14 protein-coding genes, 1 tRNA gene and 1 pseudogene are annotated in these 16,513 nt (G+C 63.3%); 11 read left to right on the top strand and 5 right to left on the bottom strand.

The genetic code is table 11. The features are described from left to right. Positions 1–40 precede the first annotated feature (40 nt). The 5 genes and pseudogenes from ACORQT_RS16270 to ACORQT_RS16250 all read left to right on the top strand — a co-directional run bounded on the left by ACORQT_RS16270 (position 41) and on the right by ACORQT_RS16250 (position 3,507). Positions 41–1,051 (top strand): FecCD family ABC transporter permease, encoded by a 1,011-nt coding sequence (locus tag ACORQT_RS16270; protein ID WP_033643730.1) that lies wholly within the window; start codon positions 41–43, stop codon positions 1,049–1,051. Then, complete coding sequence (locus ACORQT_RS16265) at positions 1,038–1,805, top strand: ABC transporter ATP-binding protein (protein WP_108681440.1); 768 nt, start codon at positions 1,038–1,040, stop codon at positions 1,803–1,805. Before ACORQT_RS16270 ends, ACORQT_RS16265 begins: the two co-directional genes overlap by 14 nt. 102 nt (positions 1,806–1,907) lie before the next feature. Next, a complete protein-coding gene (gene hchA, locus ACORQT_RS16260) occupies positions 1,908–2,783 on the top strand; it encodes a glyoxalase III HchA (protein ID WP_033643728.1) in 876 nt (291 codons plus the stop codon). Then, positions 2,780–3,028: pseudogene (locus ACORQT_RS16255) on the top strand (PA1136 family autoinducer-binding transcriptional regulator); the annotation flags it as partial. The gene hchA and the pseudogene ACORQT_RS16255, both read left to right, overlap by 4 nt. A 107-nt stretch (positions 3,029–3,135) precedes the next feature. Further along, the gene (locus ACORQT_RS16250; protein ID WP_444859240.1) at positions 3,136–3,507 is read left to right on the top strand and encodes a LuxR C-terminal-related transcriptional regulator; all 372 of its coding nucleotides are present in this window, start codon (positions 3,136–3,138) and stop codon (positions 3,505–3,507) included. Here ACORQT_RS16250 and ACORQT_RS16245 read toward each other — a convergent pair. Beyond that, positions 3,504–4,394 (bottom strand): LysR substrate-binding domain-containing protein, encoded by an 891-nt coding sequence (locus ACORQT_RS16245; protein WP_164057595.1) that lies wholly within the window; start codon positions 4,392–4,394, stop codon positions 3,504–3,506. The genes ACORQT_RS16250 and ACORQT_RS16245 overlap by 4 nt on opposite strands. Positions 4,395–4,523: 129 nt before the next feature. On the opposite strand from ACORQT_RS16245, the gene ACORQT_RS16240 reads away from it, so the two are divergent. Beyond that, entirely contained in the window at positions 4,524–5,096 is a 573-nt protein-coding gene (locus tag ACORQT_RS16240; RefSeq protein ID WP_108681436.1) for a hypothetical protein, read from the top strand. Positions 5,097–5,145: 49 nt separating this feature from the next. On the opposite strand, the gene ACORQT_RS16235 is transcribed toward ACORQT_RS16240, so the two are convergent. Continuing rightward, positions 5,146–6,852: a hemolysin gene (locus tag ACORQT_RS16235; protein ID WP_069100334.1), complete on the bottom strand. Its 1,707-nt coding sequence runs from the start codon at positions 6,850–6,852 to the stop codon at positions 5,146–5,148. 454 nt (positions 6,853–7,306) lie between these two features. Here ACORQT_RS16235 and ACORQT_RS16230 point away from each other — a divergent pair, with 454 nt between their 5' ends. Then, on the top strand, positions 7,307–8,197 hold the full coding sequence (locus ACORQT_RS16230; protein ID WP_089191996.1) for an oxidoreductase: 891 nt from the start codon (positions 7,307–7,309) through the stop codon (positions 8,195–8,197). 145 nt (positions 8,198–8,342) lie between these two features. Here the strand turns inward: ACORQT_RS16230 and ACORQT_RS16225 are convergent. The 3 genes from ACORQT_RS16225 to dpiA form a co-directional block, all read right to left on the bottom strand. Then, positions 8,343–8,418, bottom strand: a tRNA-Asn gene (locus ACORQT_RS16225). A 114-nt stretch (positions 8,419–8,532) separates the two neighbouring features. Further along, on the bottom strand, positions 8,533–11,622 hold the full coding sequence (locus ACORQT_RS16220) for a beta-galactosidase (protein ID WP_444859239.1): 3,090 nt from the start codon (positions 11,620–11,622) through the stop codon (positions 8,533–8,535). Positions 11,623–11,724: 102 nt separating this feature from the next. Then, positions 11,725–12,411 (bottom strand): two-component response regulator DpiA, encoded by a 687-nt coding sequence (dpiA, locus tag ACORQT_RS16215; protein ID WP_033654924.1) that lies wholly within the window; start codon positions 12,409–12,411, stop codon positions 11,725–11,727. 313 nt (positions 12,412–12,724) lie between these two features. On the opposite strand from dpiA, the gene citC reads away from it, so the two are divergent. Genes citC through citF form a run of 4 tightly spaced genes read left to right on the top strand, consistent with a single transcriptional unit; the run spans position 12,725 to position 16,512 of the window. Next, positions 12,725–13,795, top strand: a complete 1,071-nt coding sequence (gene citC / locus ACORQT_RS16210) for a [citrate (pro-3S)-lyase] ligase (protein ID WP_147838504.1) — start codon at positions 12,725–12,727, stop codon at positions 13,793–13,795. Continuing rightward, positions 13,795–14,103 carry a citrate lyase acyl carrier protein gene (citD, locus tag ACORQT_RS16205; protein ID WP_046687418.1) on the top strand — a complete coding sequence of 103 codons (309 nt, stop codon included), beginning with the start codon at positions 13,795–13,797 and terminating at the stop codon, positions 14,101–14,103. Before citC ends, citD begins: the two co-directional genes overlap by 1 nt. Further along, entirely contained in the window at positions 14,087–15,007 is a 921-nt protein-coding gene (gene citE / locus ACORQT_RS16200) for a citrate (pro-3S)-lyase subunit beta (RefSeq protein WP_016927085.1), read from the top strand. Before citD ends, citE begins: the two co-directional genes overlap by 17 nt. Then, a complete protein-coding gene (citF, locus tag ACORQT_RS16195) occupies positions 15,007–16,512 on the top strand; it encodes a citrate lyase subunit alpha (RefSeq protein ID WP_028130661.1) in 1,506 nt (501 codons plus the stop codon). Before citE ends, citF begins: the two co-directional genes overlap by 1 nt. The last annotated feature ends 1 nt before the right edge of the window (position 16,513 follow it).

Below are 16,513 nucleotides of genomic sequence, written 5' to 3'. Positions count from 1 at the left end.
CCACGGTTGAATAGCGTTAATCCATTGGAGGAGCTTGGGGATGCCGGGCAGAGGAAAATATGCGGCGATCATGGCGGGATTGTTCATTTCGCTGTGTGCAGTCGCCTTCGCATCGCTGTTTGCCGGCCGCTACGCCTTGTCGGCCCATGATGTGGCGCAGATTTTATGGCAGGGGAACATGCCGGGGGAAAACCAGGCCCGCTATTCGGTGATTTTTAACCTGCGCGCGCCGCGGGTAGTGGCGGTGATGCTGGTGGGCGGCGGGTTGGCGGTCGCCGGCGCGACCTTTCAGGCGGTGCTGAAAAACGCATTGGCCAGCCCGGACGTGCTGGGTACGTCTTCCGCCTCCGCCTTTGGCGCTGCGCTGGGCATTCTATTGAGTTTGCCTTTTGCCCTGAGTTCGCTGCTGTCGTTTCTTTTCGGCGTGGTGAGCCTGTTGCTGGTGCTCGGCATCTGCCGCCTCAAACGCCGGCAGGATGCGCTCACCACGCTTTTGTCCGGCATGATTATCGCGTCGCTGTTTATCGCGTTTGTCTCGGTCATAAAATATGTCGCCGATCCGCAGGATACCTTGCCGGCGATCGTCTTCTGGCTGATGGGCAGCTTCGCTTCGGTAGCGAAAGCGCAGGTTTATTGGCTGATCCCGCTGTTTGCGGCGTGTTACCTGACTATCTACCGGCTCAGGTGGAATATGAACATTCTCTCTCTTGGGGACGACGAGGCGCGCATCGCCGGTCTGAATCCGCCTCGGCTGAAGATCCTGTTGCTGATCGCCGCCTCTCTGCTGGTTTCCGCCTCGGTGAGCTTGGCCGGCGTGGTGGGGTGGGTCGGCTTGGTGATCCCGCATTTGGTGCGAAGCGTATTGGGGTATAACCACGGTCGCCTGATCCCGGCTTCGGCGCTGAGCGGGGCGCTGTTTTTGCTGGTGATCGACAATATCGCCAGAGGCGCCACCTACGCTGAAATCCCGATCGGCATCCTGACCGCGCTGATCGGCGCGCCGCTTTTCGCCCTCCTTTTTATTATGAGCAGCAAACATGATCACCGTTAGCCAGTTGACCCTGGGGTTCAAAGGGTGCGAGCCCATTCTCGACAACGTCAGTTTTCATCTGAAACGCGGTGAGATCCTCAGCGTGCTCGGGCCGAACGGCGCCGGTAAAACCACGCTGCTGAGACATGTCGCGGGCCTGTGCCGGCCCTTGTCAGGCGTGTGCCAGATCGGCCATATCGACAATCGGCCCGCCCGACTGGCCTATGTACCGCAGGCGAAAACGCCGCATTTCGCGTATGGCGTGCTCGATTTTGTCACTTTCGGCTGCGCTCGCCAGGCGGGGTGGTTCGCCGGGCCGCGGCGGCAAGATTTCGCCAAGGCGCAGGCGGTGTTGCACGCGCTGGAGATCGCGCCGCTGGCGCAGAAAAACATCAATCAGATCAGCGGCGGGGAACTGCAGATGTGTTATTTCGCCAAGGCGCTGGCGGCGGACCCCGACGTCATGATCCTCGACGAACCGGAGTCGAACCTGGATTTTTACAATCAGGCTAAAATGATCGAGATGCTCTGGCGCCTCGCCAAAGAGCGGCAGATGACGATCGTGCTGAATACGCATTTTCTGCATTACGCCGATCGCATCTCCGACAAGTGCCTGCTGATGAATAAGCGACAGTGCGTGTTTGGCGATAAAAACGCCTTGCTGCAAGAGGATATCCTGGAGCGCTACTTCCAGGTGCCGGTGAGAAAGTGCCGGTACGAATATGCCGGCGTCAGCGAAGAAACGTTCATTGTCGCGCTACGGCACCCCGCTTGAGCGCCGCCAGTGCGAGGGCGATTGAGGGATATCCCTCATTGCGGCCCCGCCGGCGGTTATTTAAGCTGAAAGAGAAATGCAACGGTGAATATGGAGATAATCATGACTGATTCAGTATCCAACGATCGTAATCCCACCCCGGATGTGGCGGAAGACAACGCGTTCTTCCCATCACCTTACTCCCTCAGCCAGTACACCTCGTCCAAAACCGACTTCACGGGCGCCAGCTACCCGAACGCCTATCGCGGCGGCAAGTGGAAGGTGCTGATGATCGCCTCGCAGGAGCGCTACCTGCTGATGCAAAACGGCAAGTTCTTCTCCACCGGCAACCATCCGGTCGAGATGCTGCTGCCGATGTATCACCTGGATCTGGCCGGTTTCGAGATCGACATCGCCACGCCGTCCGGCGATCCGGTGAAGCTGGAGATGTGGGCGTTCCCGCATGAAGACCCAGCGGTCAAGGCCACCTATGAGAAGTACCGCAGCCAACTCAAGCAGCCGAAAAAGCTGACGGAAGTCGTGAAGGATCTGGATGGCGGCAACTACCTTGGCGTTTTCATTCCCGGTGGCCACGGCGTGCTCAATGATATCCCGTTCAGTGAAGAGGTGAAAAAGACGCTGCACTGGGCCCATGACAACGATCGCTACGTGATCTCGCTGTGCCACGGGCCCGCCGGTTTGCTGGCGGCGGGCATTGGCGAGAGCAAAGACGATTTCCTCTATCGCGGCTATGAGATGTGCGTGTTCCCGGATGCTCTCGATACCGGCGCCAACATCGACATCGGCTATATCCCCGGCCCGATGCCCTGGCTGGTGGGCGAACGCCTGCGTGAGCTGGGCGTGAAGATCGTCAATGCCGACATCACCGGCAAGGTGCATAAAGATCGGCGCCTGCTGACCGGCGACAGCCCGCTGGCTTCCAACAACCTCGGCAAACTGGCGGCGGAGACGCTGCTGGCCGACGTCGCCGCGCGATGAGCGATGAGATCGCGCAGCGCGCTTTCCAGACGGCGTTGGCGATGGACCACGAGCGAACCCTGTCCGCCATTCAGGGGCGGGTTCGCGCCTTCGCCGCGCCGTTCGGCTTCGATCGCTTTGTGCTGTTTTCCGCTTCCGCCACGGCGGAGGCGGGGATCGAGCATATCTATTGGGTCGAAGGCGACTGGTTCGGCGAGGGGGAGGCGGTCGATGCGCTGACCTACGTGCGGCACTGCCCGGTGACTCGCCACATGCTGCGGGCCAGCGAGCCGTTCTTCTGGACCAAGACCCGGGCGCAGCAGGGAGAGCGCTACCGGATTGTGCGCACGCCGCGCGGCGCGGCCTGCACGGCGTGCAAATCCCGGTGTTCGGCCCCGCCGGCCTGGAGGGTGCCGTCAGCCTGGGAGGCGAGCGCATCGACGCCTCGCCGCCGGTGCGGTTGGCGCTGTCGCTTGTGGGCACGGCGGCCTTTTTGGCGGCGCGGCGGTTGTTCGAACCGGCGGCCGGCAAAGAAGAAGGCCGGCTGTCGGCGCGCGAACGTGAGGTGCTGAGCTGGACCGCCATCGGCCGACGACAGGCGGATATCGCCGCGATGCTCGGCCTGTCTGAACGCACGGTGGAAAACCACCTGCGCCGCATTCGCCGGCGCCTTGGCGCCGCCACCACCGCGCAGGCGATCAGCGTGGCGATCCGCCTGGGCGAAATTGCCCCCGAGAGCCGTTAGCCTGCCGCCATTTGCCGCAGCAGCCACTCGCGCAGCGCAATGATATCGGGGCGCTGCGCGGTCTCTTCGGTGGCCACCAGATAGTAGTTGGCGCCGGGTAACGCCATCTCGAACGGCGCGGCCAGCACGCCGCGCTGCAACAAATCGCGCGCCAGCAGCCGGCTGGCGATCACCACCCCCTGGCCGGCCACCGCCGCCTGCAGCGCATGGGTTTCGTCGCTGAAGGTCAGCCCGGCTTCCACGTTCAACCCTTCCGGCCCGTAGCGCCGTCGCCAGTTCTCCCAGGTCGGCGAGTCGGCGGGCACCTGCCGATGCGCCACGTGAAACAGCGTCACCCGCTGTAAATCCTCGATGTGCGCCAGCGCCAGCGCCGGGCTGGCGACCACGATAAAGCGATCCTCATGCAGCAGGGTGCAGTGCAGATCGGTTTCCGGCGTTTCACGGTAGCGGATGGCGACGTCCACGGTGCGTTGGCTGAGATCGACCCGCTCGACGCTGGTGTGCAGGCGCAGATCGATGGCGGGAAACTCCGCCTTGAAATCCGCCAGGCGCGGCACCAGCCAGTGGGTGAGAAAATTGGAGGTGGTGGTGACGGTCAGCGCCGGCGGCTGCCGGGCGCGGGTGATTTGGGCGACGGACTGTTCCAGCGCGGCAAAGGCGCGCTGGGTGCCGGCATACAGGATCTCGCCGGTCTCGGTCAGGCTGACGCCCTGCGCGCTGCGCTCGCACACCCGGCATTCCAGCACCGATTCCAGCAGTTTGATCTGGTGGCTGACCGCCGTCGCGCTCACGCCCAGCGCCTCGGCGGCCAGTTTGAAGCTGCGGCAGCCGGCCACGGCGTGGAAAGCGCGCAGCGCGCCCAGCGGCGGCAAACGGGGTTTTCTCATTGCTGAGTTATTCTCATCTAAGGCTGAAAACTATGAGTTTGTCTGACCGATTATACAAGAGATAGGCTACTGATATGTGAACAGGGAAATGAATTTATTTCATCATTTCCACCCTATCGGGAGTGAGCGATGAGCCTTTCTATCAACAACGGCGCCCTGGGCGCCATGACACACACGGGAACGGCGGCGAGCGCCCTGGCGCTCAGCGTGCCGGTCGCGGCGGGCGCTTTGCTGCTGGAGGCGGAGAGCCTGCAGGGCATCGGCGCGACCCTGATGCTGCTGACGGCATTGGCGCTGGCGTTTCTCGGCGGCGCCGCACTGGCCCGCTGGCAGCCGCTGCGGAACCGGCCTGCGCTGGCGATTCTCCGCCACGGCTTTTTGCTGGCGGCGGTGGGATGGCTATTCACATTGCTGATGCTGTTCGGCGGCCATGACTGGCCGGCTCTGCTGGCGGGCCTCGCCCTCGGCGGCCTGGGGCAGGGTGTTGCCTACCGCACGGCGGTGGAGGTGAAAGCGGCGTTCACCGTGGCGTGCAGGTTGACGACGGTGGTGACTATCGTGGCCGTAGTGATTGCCGCTTCGCTGGTGCAAGCCTACGCCGCGCCGGGCGTGAGGGGGAGCTGTTTCGCGCTGGCGTTGCTGGTCGACCTGGCGTTGCTGGGGGCGTTGCTGGCGCGGGTGGCGGAACGGGATGGGGCCTGAGCCGTCGCGCCGCAGGTAAACAACCCGCCGGTAAACCGGCGGGCTTCGCTTAGGCGGCCGCCAGTTCTTGCGGCGTAACGGTTTGCAAACCGACAAGCTGAATGGCCGGCTGCTCCAGATTGATGCCAAAGTATCCTTGATCCCAATTGTAGATATTGACGACGTGCTGATTGAGCGCGCTTTCGCCCTGCATGAATATCGACAGATCCTGCGTATGGGTTTGCGCATTGTAGTTCAGTGAGAAGCTGCTGTTTGATCCTTCGGCGCCGAAGGCCAGCAGGTGGTTGTCGATAGACAGGGAGGAGGCCTGTAAAAAGCCCAGCTCGAAGCTGTCGTCGATGTAGATATTGTGGGTCTGCTTCACGGGAATATTCAGCAGGCTGTTGGGGAAAGGCACATCGTTGGACAGCATGCTCAGGTTCACGCCGAGATAATCCTGCGGCGCGCTCCCTCCCGGCGCAGTGGTATAACCGTGCTCGAAACGAATCTCGCTGGAGCCTTTGCCCAGGCTGACCTCCAGGCCGTTGGCCGGCGTCAGCACCCGATCGTTAAAGGTGACGTTGTCCTTAAAGTCGGTCAGTTTCACCGCTTCGATGTTGTACAGCCCGTCCTTAAAGCCATACAGCCCGATGCCGTTTTTCTCGATCACCCCGCGTCCGCCGTAGCTGCCCTGGGCGTCAAACTTCAGGTTTACCCCGTGCGACAGGCTGGAATAATCGACCGTATCGTGGCCGCTGCCGCCGTCGATCACCGTCCAGCCGTAGTTGCCGGCGTTGTTTTGCCAGCCGCGCGGCACGCTGATGGTGTCGTCGCCGCTGCCGGTGTTAACGGCGATATTGCCGAACGCCAGCGTGAAATCGTCGTCATGCAGCGTACCGACGCGGTACAGATTCGGCGTAGACAGCACGTCGGCAATGTCGTTGAAAATCGCCGAGCCGATATCCAGCTTGCCGGGAATGAGGCTGCCGCCGCCGGTCACGCTGCTGCCGTAGGATTCGGTGTAGAAATCACGCGCCGCTTCGGCGGCGAGGCGGATGGTCTCGTGGCCAATGCCCAGGGTGGTCAAATAGGTGGGCACTTCGCCCGCCAGCAGCGTTTCAACCACGTAACTGAGGTTTTTCATCTGCATGGAGACCTGCGCCGCGGCAATCAGATCGTAAGTCCCGCCTTCCACCTTAAAGGCCGAGGTGTCGTTGGTCGCCACCCATTCGGTAAAGAACGAGGTATCGCCTAAATAAGAGAACAGCGTGGTGCCGGCCCAGGGGGAATAGTTGGGGGCGCCGGTCGAGGAGGCGTCGGTGAACACTTCGGACGCCGCCGCGCCGGCGTCGATCAGGCCGACCTCGTGAATGTCCGGCACTTTGGCGCTGCTGGGCGGGGCATCCGGCAGCGGCGCGTTGGGATCGCTGCTCAGATCGACGCCAAACAGCGTTTTGGCGAAGTTTTTGGCGATGTTGTCGGAGGCATTCTGAATGCGCGCCTCCCAGTCATCGGGCACATGCCCGGTGCGCAGCTCATACTGCAGCTTGGTTTGGTCGCGAATGTAATGGGCAAACGCCCCCTGATTCGAGTTCACGCCATAGGCGCCTTTGATCCAGGTATACACCGCGATATCCACGCCCTCAATGGGTTGGTTGGCATGGTTGGGATCGGTGAGCGCATCGACGGAGGCGGCATATACCGCTGGCCAGTCGCCAGCTTTGGCGGCCTCCCAAATCGCTTGCAGTTTTTCTCGGTCGGTAATGACGTAAGCCATATAAACACTCCTTGTTGCTGAGAGATTGCTGTGAAATTCAACATGATGAATGGAAGCGCGCGATGGAATAAAACCGAAACCCGAACAGCCAGAAACGCGCATGCCGCGATCTGCAGCGAACGATGGGCGGCAGGCGCCCATAGCGAAAGGATAGACGCAACTTGCTGAGCGAGAGAGATTGGCTTATCGATTGTTTTTTCAGGATTATTGCTGTAAATCGGCGGGTAAATCCGCGTATTGGCGTCAGGAAGGCATTTCCGTCAGCTTGGTTAGGAATCTTCTTAGGTAAAAGAGTGGGTTTCGCTGGGGGAAGGGGCCGGATAGTTTCCGACAGCTGCGTTTATCTCCTTGCCGCCGTATCATTTACCTTGGCGCCCGCTTATCCTGCATCAGCATTAGCGCGTAACAGAAACCGCGGGCTGATGAACGGTTAATCCAACCTGGAGGACTCGCTATGTCCGATCGCCCTACTATTGCGCTTATTGGCCCCGGCGCCATCGGCACCGCCATCGCTGCGGCGCTTCATGAAGTGGGCCGCACGCCGCTGCTTTGCGGGCGTACGGCCCATCCGCAATTAATTCTGCGCCACGATGAGGGAGAAGTGGTGGTGCCGGGGCCGGTTTTAAGCGATCCGCGTACCGTCGCCCATCCCTACGATCTGGTTTTTGTCGCCGTAAAAACCACGCAGGTAACCGACAGCGCGGGCTGGCTGGCGGCGTTGTGCAATAAAAACACCGTCGTGTGTGCGCTGCAAAACGGCGTCGAGCAGCAATCTCTGCTGGCGCCTTACGTCAATGGGGCGACGGTGCTGCCCTCCGTGGTGTGGTTTCCGGCGCAGCGCGAGCAAGATGCGTCCGTCAGGCTACGCGCCACGCCGCGCCTGACACTGCCGGATGCGCCACAGGCGCAAGCGATCGCCGACGCGCTCAGCGGTTCACGCTGTGCGGTTGAGCTGTCATCGGATTTTCTCTCGATTGCCTGGCGTAAGCTGTTGCAGAATGCGGCTGCGGGGCTGATGGTGCTGGCCAATCGCCGCGCAGGCATGTTTTCGCGCGCCGACATAACGCAACTGGCCCTGGCTTATCTGCGTGAATGCCTGGCCGTCGCGCGCGCGCAGGGTGCGGTGCTTCACGATAACGTGCCGGAGGCGATCGTGGACGGCTTTCAGCGTGCGCCCGCGGATTTGGGCACCTCTATTCTTGCCGACCGGCAGGCCAACCGGCCACTGGAGTGGGACATACGCAACGGTGTCGTGCAGCGTTATGGGCGCTTGCAGGGCATCCCTACGCCGATTAGCGATATCCTGGTGCCGCTGCTGGCGGCGGGCAGTGAAGGGCCGGGGTGATAGCCGGCGGCGCAGGCGTTCGTCGGGCAAGGGTATTTTCGCTGTCAATACGGTTGGCATTCAGACAGCCGGTTGCCTGCCGCAGCCCAAACCCGCCAACAGCAAAAAGCCCGCTTAAGTTTCCTTAAGCGGGCTTCTCTAAATATGGCTCCTCTGACTGGACTCGAACCAGTGACATACGGATTAACAGTCCGCCGTTCTACCGACTGAACTACAGAGGAATCGTGTGAACGGGGCGAATAATAGCGAGGCGCCGTCGGCATGTCAAAGGCGGATTACACATTCTGTGACTGTTTGCTTACAGAATGCGCAACCCGTTGAGTTTTTTGGCAGATTTAGCCCTCGGGCGCCCGCTGCAAGCGCAGCTGATAGCGGTAAACACCGGCGGTGAGCAGGTAATCCCGGTGCACGCTCGGGCTCCAGGAGTCGTCGCCGCCCACCCCCATATGGAAACCGTCCAGATGCAGCCAGGTGCCTGCTTCCGGCTGCAGCAGATGCTGGTGGCTGCAGGCCATCAGCTGTTGCAGGCCGTAGCGGCTGAGCGAGAAGTGGAAGCGGCCGTCGATGCGCCAGCCGCCGTAGCGCAGGCTGCGGGTGTCGCAGCGCAGGCCATTCTCGCCGGGGAAAATATACGGCGTGTGCAGATCTGCCAGCGGCAGGCGCCAGCGCCCGTGCTGCGCGGCCAGGCGGCGATCCGGATAGTTCTCGTGCGGGCCCAGACCCAGCCATTCCGCCTGCGGTTGTACCGTCGCCAGTTGGCAGTGCAGGCCGATGCGTGCCGGCGGCGGCAGGGCGTCGGCCACCTCGACCTCCACGTTCACGCTCACCGCGCCCAGCGCGTCGAACAGCCACTGCTTGCGGCTGATCAGCAAAATCTGCCCGTCCACGCCGAACTGGTGTTCACTCACCACCCGCACGCCGTTTTGCAGCGCATCGGCCTGCAACTGCGAGCAGCGCTCTTCCAGCCGGTACAGGCCCGCCAGCTTCCAGCGTTCGACCCAGGCGTTGGGATCGATATGGTCCGCTTCGCTGACGCCGATGTCGTTATCGATCGGCGCGCGCGCAAAACCGTCGCGCAGCGGCGTCAGCAGCTGCGGCTGCTCATTCTGCCACCACTGCGTCAGGTGGCCGCTGCTGCGCTCGATGCGCCAACGCTGGTCGCCGTGGGTGAGGGTCAGCCCTTCATCATCTTCAATCAGCATTGGCGGCACGCCCTGCGCCGGCGGCGGCGCGGGATGCAGCGCGCGCGGCACCCGCCACTGATCCCAGGCGCAGCGGTGGTGTGCTTCAGACCAGTCGGTGGCCTGCGGCTGCACCACCTCCACGTTCAGCCACAGCTCGCCGGGCTGATGCAGCATCGGCAGGCGGTCGAGCAGGGTGAAGCGAGTGCTGCCCTGCGGCGGCAGCGCCAGATCGAAGCTGCCGCTGGCGCGTTCCACGCCGTCCAGCTCCAGCCGCCAGTTGAGCTGTTCGTTGTCGGTGTGGCGGAACAGGTAATCGCTGGTGACGGTCAGCGTCAGCGAGGCGGCGTCGAAGGCGAAGCGGAACAGCTGCTGTGCCCGCTGCGCTTCGAACAGCGCCGGGTGCGGGGTGCGATCCGCGAACACCAGCCCGTTCAGGCAGAACTGGCGATCGTTGGGGGTGTCGCCGAAGTCGCCGCCGTAGGCCCAGAACTCTTCGCCGCGATCGTCGCGTTTGATCAGCGCCTGATCGACCCAGTCCCAGACAAAGCCGCCCTGCAGGCGCGGATGTGCGTGGAACGCGCGCCAGTAGCGCTCGAAACCGCCGAAACTGTTGCCCATCGCGTGGGCGTATTCGCACAGGATCAGCGGGCGCGGCTCCTCCGGCAGGCCGATCCACTTGCCGATCGCCCATTTGGGCACTGCCGGGAACGGCTGATCCTGATCCACTCGCGCATACATCGGGCAGATGATGTCGGTGGCGGCGGTGTCGGCGCCGCCGCCTTCATATTGCACCGGGCGGGTCGGATCCTGGCTTTTCACCCAGCGGTACAGCGCGTCGTGGTTCGCGCCGTGGCCGGACTCGTTGCCCAGCGACCAGATAATGATGCAAGGGTGGTTGCGATCGCGTTGCACCATGCGGGTGACGCGCTCGCTCATCGCCGGCAGCCACAGCGGATCGTCAGCCAGGCGGTTCATCGGCTGCATGCCGTGGGTCTCGATATTGGCTTCGTCCACCACGTACAGCCCGTAGCGGTCGCACAACCGGTACCACAGCGGGTGGTTGGGGTAATGCGAGCAGCGCACCGCGTTGAAGTTGTGCTGCTTCATCAGCAGGATATCGTGGCGCATCGTCGCCTCGTCCATCACCTGGCCGTGGCGCGGATGATGCTCGTGGCGGTTAACGCCGCGGATCAGCAGCGGCTGCCCGTTGAGCTTCAACAGCCCGCCGCTGATCTCTACCTGACGGAAGCCGACGTCATAGGCCTCCACCTCGATAATCTCCCCTTCGGGCGAGAGCAGGGCGACGGTGGCGCGATACAGCGCGGGCGTTTCGGCGCTCCACAGCGCCGGGCGTTCCACCGGCAGCCGCAGCGTGACGCGATCGTCATAGGCGCCGCGCTCGTCCACGATCTCGCTGCCGAGCGGCTGGGTGCGTTCGGCCACTCGCGCGCCGTCGCGCCACAGCTGAATCTGCACCTGCAGCGGGCCGGGCCGGCTGGCGCGCGCCGTCACCACCAGTTCGCCGCGGGTAAAGCTGTCATGCAGCGGCGTGGTGATGCGCACATCGCTCAGGTGCGCGGCGGGTTTGTGCAGCAGGCTGACGTCGCGGAAGATGCCGCTCATGCGCCACATGTCCTGATCTTCCAGGTAGCTGCCGTCGCACCAGCGCAGCACCATCACCGCCAGCCGGTTTTCACCCGGCCGCAGCCACGGGCTGAGATCGAACTCCGCCGGCAGGCGGCTGTCCTGCGAATAGCCGACCCAGTGGCCGTTGCACCATAAATAGAACGCCGAGTTGACGCCGTCGAAGATGACGCGCGTCTGGCCGGCGGCCAGCCAGGCCGGATCGACGCTGAAGGCGCGCGAGTAGCAGCCGGTCGGATTGTCTTCCGGCACGCGCGGCGGATCGACCGGGAACGGGTAGCGCACGTTGGTGTAGATCGGCGCGTCGTAGCCGGCGAGCTGCCAGTTGCCCGGCACCGCCAGCGGGGCGGCGTCCGGCAGATCCTGCTGCAGCCAGCTCTCCGGTGCCGCCTCTGGGCGCGGGAAATAGTTGAAGCGCCACTCGCCGTTCAGCGATCGGCGGCTGGCGCTGGGGGCGTCGTCGCGCGCGTCTTCCACCGTGCGCCAGCTGGCGAACGGCGGGTGGGCGTCCAGCCGGCGGTAGTGGGTGCAGGCCGGGTTTTGCCAGTCACGGCGGGCGAGGATCTCGGTCAGGGAAGCTAGGGGCGCAGCAGGCATCGGCGATCGTCCAGTCGGCTAGGTGATGCTCACCAAGATGCTGACCGGCGCATAAAAAGTAAAGCGGTTACACGCAACCTTGCAAGGGCGATCAAATAACCGTTAATGCGGCTCGCCGGCGCGATAGATCCGCTGTGGGCGGCCTACCTTGCCGTAAATGATCTCGGCGCGCAGCTGCTGCGCGGCGGTGCAAAATTCCAGATAACGGCGAGCGGTGGTGCGGCTGAGCCCCATTTTTTGCGCAACGCTTTCAGCGGTGTGCCGCGCGGCGGGTTCGGCGAACAGCGCGCGGACCTTGCCCAGCGTCAGCTCGTCGATGCCGGCGGGCAGCGCCGCCTGCTGCTCGCCGCGGGCGTAGGTATTGAACATCTCGTCGATGCGGCGCTGGTTGAGGCGCGCTTTGTCCTTCAACGCTTCGCGGCGCTGGCTGAAGCGCAGCAGCGTCTGGCTCAGCCGGTCATAGGCCAGCGGTTTGATCAGGTAGTCGAACACGCCGTAGCGCAACGCCTCGGCCACGGTGGCCATGTCGCTGGCGGCGGTGATGAACACGATGCCGCCGCGATACCCGCTCAGCGTCAGTTCGCGCAGCAGGGTGATGCCCTGGCCGTCCGGCAGAAAGTTGTCCAGCAGGATCAGATCCGGCTTGAAGCGTTCGGTCATGGCGCGCGCCTGCGCCAGCGTGCCGGCCAGCCAAATCTGGCGGCAGCCGCCGTTCTGGCGGATAAACTCCGCGTGCATCTCCGCCAGCGGCGTTTCGTCTTCAACGATCAGGATGTTCAGCCATTCCATAGTGCGACCCGTAATAGCAATAAAAATGCTAAGTGAATGTAAGTGAATTGCGGCGCCAAATAAAGATTATCTCAATAATAAACACCATAAGATTAATTAAGCAAATAAAGAACATTAAATAACTTATTAACCGGGATCGGTTTGTGAAATAGGTCAATAATCCGCGTTTTTTTTCTGCTTACCATGGGTTTATCGAACGAGAGGATGATTTTATCTTCATGGTTTTTAAGGTTTTAATTGCCATTTCTGATGTTAATTAAAATGCCTTTTTGTATTTCATTTGTTGTTTGCCAGTTAACCCAGAGAGCGTGTTATGTTAGGCGATGCCGTATTTAATCGGGTAAAGCGATCGGATCATAAAGCGATTTCGGAAATAAGCGCCTTCTTGCGCAGTAACGATCTGAATATCGACACCACGGTTGAAATATTTATTACCGTTACCCAGCACGACAAATTGGTCGCCTGCGGCGGCATCGCCGACAATATTATCAAATGCGTCGCCATCAGCCCGCTGATGCGCGGCGAAGGGTTGGCGCTGGCGCTGGCGACCGAGCTGGTGAACCTGGCCTACGAGCGCCACCACACCCAGCTGTTTATCTACACCAAGGTGCAGAACGAGCCGCTGTTCCGCCAGTGCGGTTTCTACCCGATCGCCACCGTGCCGGGCATCGTGGTGCTGATGGAAAACAGCCCGTGCCGCCTGAAGCGCTACGCCGCCCAGCTGGCGAGCCAGCGCCGGCCGGGCGAGACCATCGGCAGTATCGTGATGAACGCCAACCCCTTCACCCGCGGGCATCAGTATCTGGTGCGTCAGGCGGCCAAGCGCTGCGACTGGCTGCACCTGTTTCTGGTGAAGGAAAACACCTCGCGCTTCAGCTATGAAGATCGACGCCGGCTGGTGCTGGCCGGCACCGCCGACATCTCCAACCTCACGGTACACGAAGGCTCGCAGTACGTGATCTCGCGCGCCACCTTCCCCTGTTACTTCATCAAGGACCAGGGCGTGGCCGACGACTGTTACACCGAAATCGATCTGAAGATCTTCCGCCAGTATCTGGCGCCCGCGCTGGGCATCACCCACCGCTTCGTCGGCAACGAGCCGTTCTGCGCGGTGACCGCGAAATACAACCGCGACATGCGCTACTGGCTGGAAACGCCGGCGCTGCCCAGCCCGCCGATCGCGCTGGTGGAAATCGAGCGTTTGCAATATCAGGGCACGGCGATCTCCGCCTCCTGGGTGCGCAAGCTGCTGGCGGCGGGGGACTTCCACGCCGCCGCGCCGCTGGTGCCGCCGGACACCCTGTACTACCTGCAGGATCTGCAAACGCAGCGCCGGGCCAAGGCGGCCCCGCATCCTTTTGAGTCCGCACAATCAGGTGAATGATGAAAATTATCCGAGAAGCAATGGCCGGCACGCTGGAATCCAGCGATGTCATGGTGCGCATCGCGCCCGCCGAGGGGCCGCAGCACGATCTGTTGATCGCCAGCAGCGTGGAAAAACAGTTCGGCGCGGCGATCCGCCGCACCCTGCTGGAGGTGCTGCAGCGTTATGAGGTGGAACCGGTGCAGGTGATCGTCGACGACAAAGGGGCGCTGGACTGCGTGCTGCGCGCCCGGCTGGAAACCGCGCTGATGCGCGCCTGCGAGAGCGGCCAACTGCCGTGGGAGGCGAAAGATGAAAACGCTGAATAAAACCCGGCTGCGCCGCAGCATGCTGTTCGTTCCCGGCGCCAACGCGGCGATGGTCAGCAATGCCTTTATCTACCAGGCCGACGCGCTTATGTTCGATCTGGAAGACTCGGTGATCCTGCGTGAAAAAGACGCGGCGCGCCGGCTGGTGTACCACGCGTTGCAGCATCCGCTGTACCAGGAGGTGGAAACCATCGTGCGCGTCAATGCGCTCGACTCCGCCTACGGCCTGGCGGACCTGCAGGCGGTGGTGCGCGGCGGCGCGGACATCGTGCGCCTGCCGAAGACCGACAGCGCGCAGGACGTTGTTGACATGGAACGCGAGATCGCCGCCATCGAGGCGGCCTGCGGCCGGCCGGTCGGCAGCACCGGGCTGCTGGCGGCGATCGAATCGGCGCAGGGCATCACCAACGCGGTGGCGATCGCGCACGCTTCGCCGCGGCTTATCGGCATCGCGCTGGGGGCGGAAGACTATGTGCGCAACCTGCGCACCGAACGCTCGCCGGAGGGCATTGAGCTGCTGTTCGCCCGCTGCTCGCTGCTGCAGGCGGCGCGCGCCGCCGGCATTCAGGCGTTCGACACCGTGTATTCCGACGCCAACAACGAGGCCGGCTTCCTGCAGGAAGCGGCGCTGATCAAACAGCTCGGCTTCGACGGCAAATCGCTGATCAACCCGCGCCAGATTGAGCTACTGCACAACCTGTACGCGCCGACCGCCAAAGAGGTGGCGCACGCGCAGCGGGTGGTGGACGCCGCCGAAGCGGCGGAGCGGGAAGGGCGCGGCGTGGTGTCGCTCAACGGAAAAATGGTCGACAGCCCGGTGATTGAACGCGCCCGGCTGGTGCTGGAGCGCGCCGCGCTGTCCGGCTTACGGGAAGAACCGGCGCAGCACGGGGAGGAAGCATGATGAACCGCCAACAACGATTGATGACCTTCGCCAACCCGGCGGATCTGCCGGGCTATCAGGACGTGTCCAAAGCCAACCTGCAGGCGCGTAAACCGCGCGATCTCAAGCTGTGCGACTCCTTGCAGGAAGCGGTGCGCCGCAGCGGGCTGCAGGACGGCATGACCATCTCCTTCCACCATGCGTTTCGCGGCGGCGATCTGGCGCTCAATCAGGTGATGGAGACGCTGGCGGCGATGGGGTTCCGCAACCTGACGCTGGCCTCCAGCTCGCTGACCGACTGCCATGCGCCGTTGGTTGAGCATATCCGCCACGGCGTGGTGAGCCGCATTTACACCTCCGGGCTGCGCGGCCCGCTGGCGGACGCCGTATCGCGCGGGCTGCTGGCGGAGCCGGTGCAAATTCACTCGCACGGCGGCCGGGTCAATCTGATCGAATCCGGCGAGCTGAAGATAGACGTGGCCTTCCTCGGCGTGCCGGCCTGCGATGAGTTCGGCAACGCCAACGGCTACAGCGGTGAAGCCTGCTGCGGCTCGCTCGGCTATGCGCGGGTGGACGCCGAGGCGGCGGGCACCGTGGTGTTGCTGACCGAGCAGCTGGTGCCGTATCCGCATCATCCCGCCAGCCTGGCGCAGGATCGGGTGGATCTGATCGTGCAGTTGGAGCGGGTGGGCGACGCCGACAAGATCGGCGCCGACGCCACGCGCATGACCTCGAACCCGCGCGAGCTGTTGATCGCCCGCCGCGCCGCCGAGGTGATCGCCGGTTCCGGCTACTTCACCGAAGGGTTCTCGCTGCAAACCGGCACCGGCGGTGCCTCGCTGGCGGTGACCCGGTTCCTGGAGGACAAGATGCGCGCCCGCGGCATTCGCGCCGCGTTCGCCCTCGGCGGCATCACCTCGACCATGGTGGATCTGCACGAGAAAGGGTTGATCGGCAAGCTGCTGGACGTGCAGAGCTTCGATCGGGCGGCGGCGACCTCGCTGGCGCGCAACCCGCGCCATATCGAAATCAGCGCCAACCAGTACGCCAACTTCAGCTCCAAGGGCGCGTCGGTCGATCGGCTCGACGTGGTGGTGCTGAGCGCGCTGGAAATCGACACCGGCTTCAACGTTAACGTGCTGACCGGCTCCGACGGCGTGCTGCGCGGCGCGTCCGGCGGCCACTGCGACACCGCCGCCGCCGCGCGGCTGGCGATCATCGTCGCGCCGTTGGTGCGCGGGCGCATCCCGACGCTGGTGGAGCAGGTGACCACCTGCGTCACGCCGGGCTCCAGCATCGACATTCTGGTGACCGACCACGGCATCGCCGTCAACCCGGCGCGGCCGGAGCTGGCGCAGCGCCTGCGGGAGGCCGGGCTTGAGGTGGTGAGCATCGACTGGCTGCGCGCCCGCGCGCTGCAGCTGACCGGCGAACCGCAGCCGATCGCGTTTACCGACAAGGTGGTGGCGGTGGTGCGCTACCGCGACGGCTCGGTGATCGACGTGGTGCATCAGGTGGCGGAGTAAA

The organism is Serratia sp. (in: enterobacteria) (genome assembly GCF_052400455.1).
Classification (GTDB): domain Bacteria; phylum Pseudomonadota; class Gammaproteobacteria; order Enterobacterales; family Enterobacteriaceae; genus Serratia; species Serratia ureilytica.
Note: the sequence above shows the minus strand (reverse complement) of the source record. Positions and strands in the feature narration are given on the sequence as shown.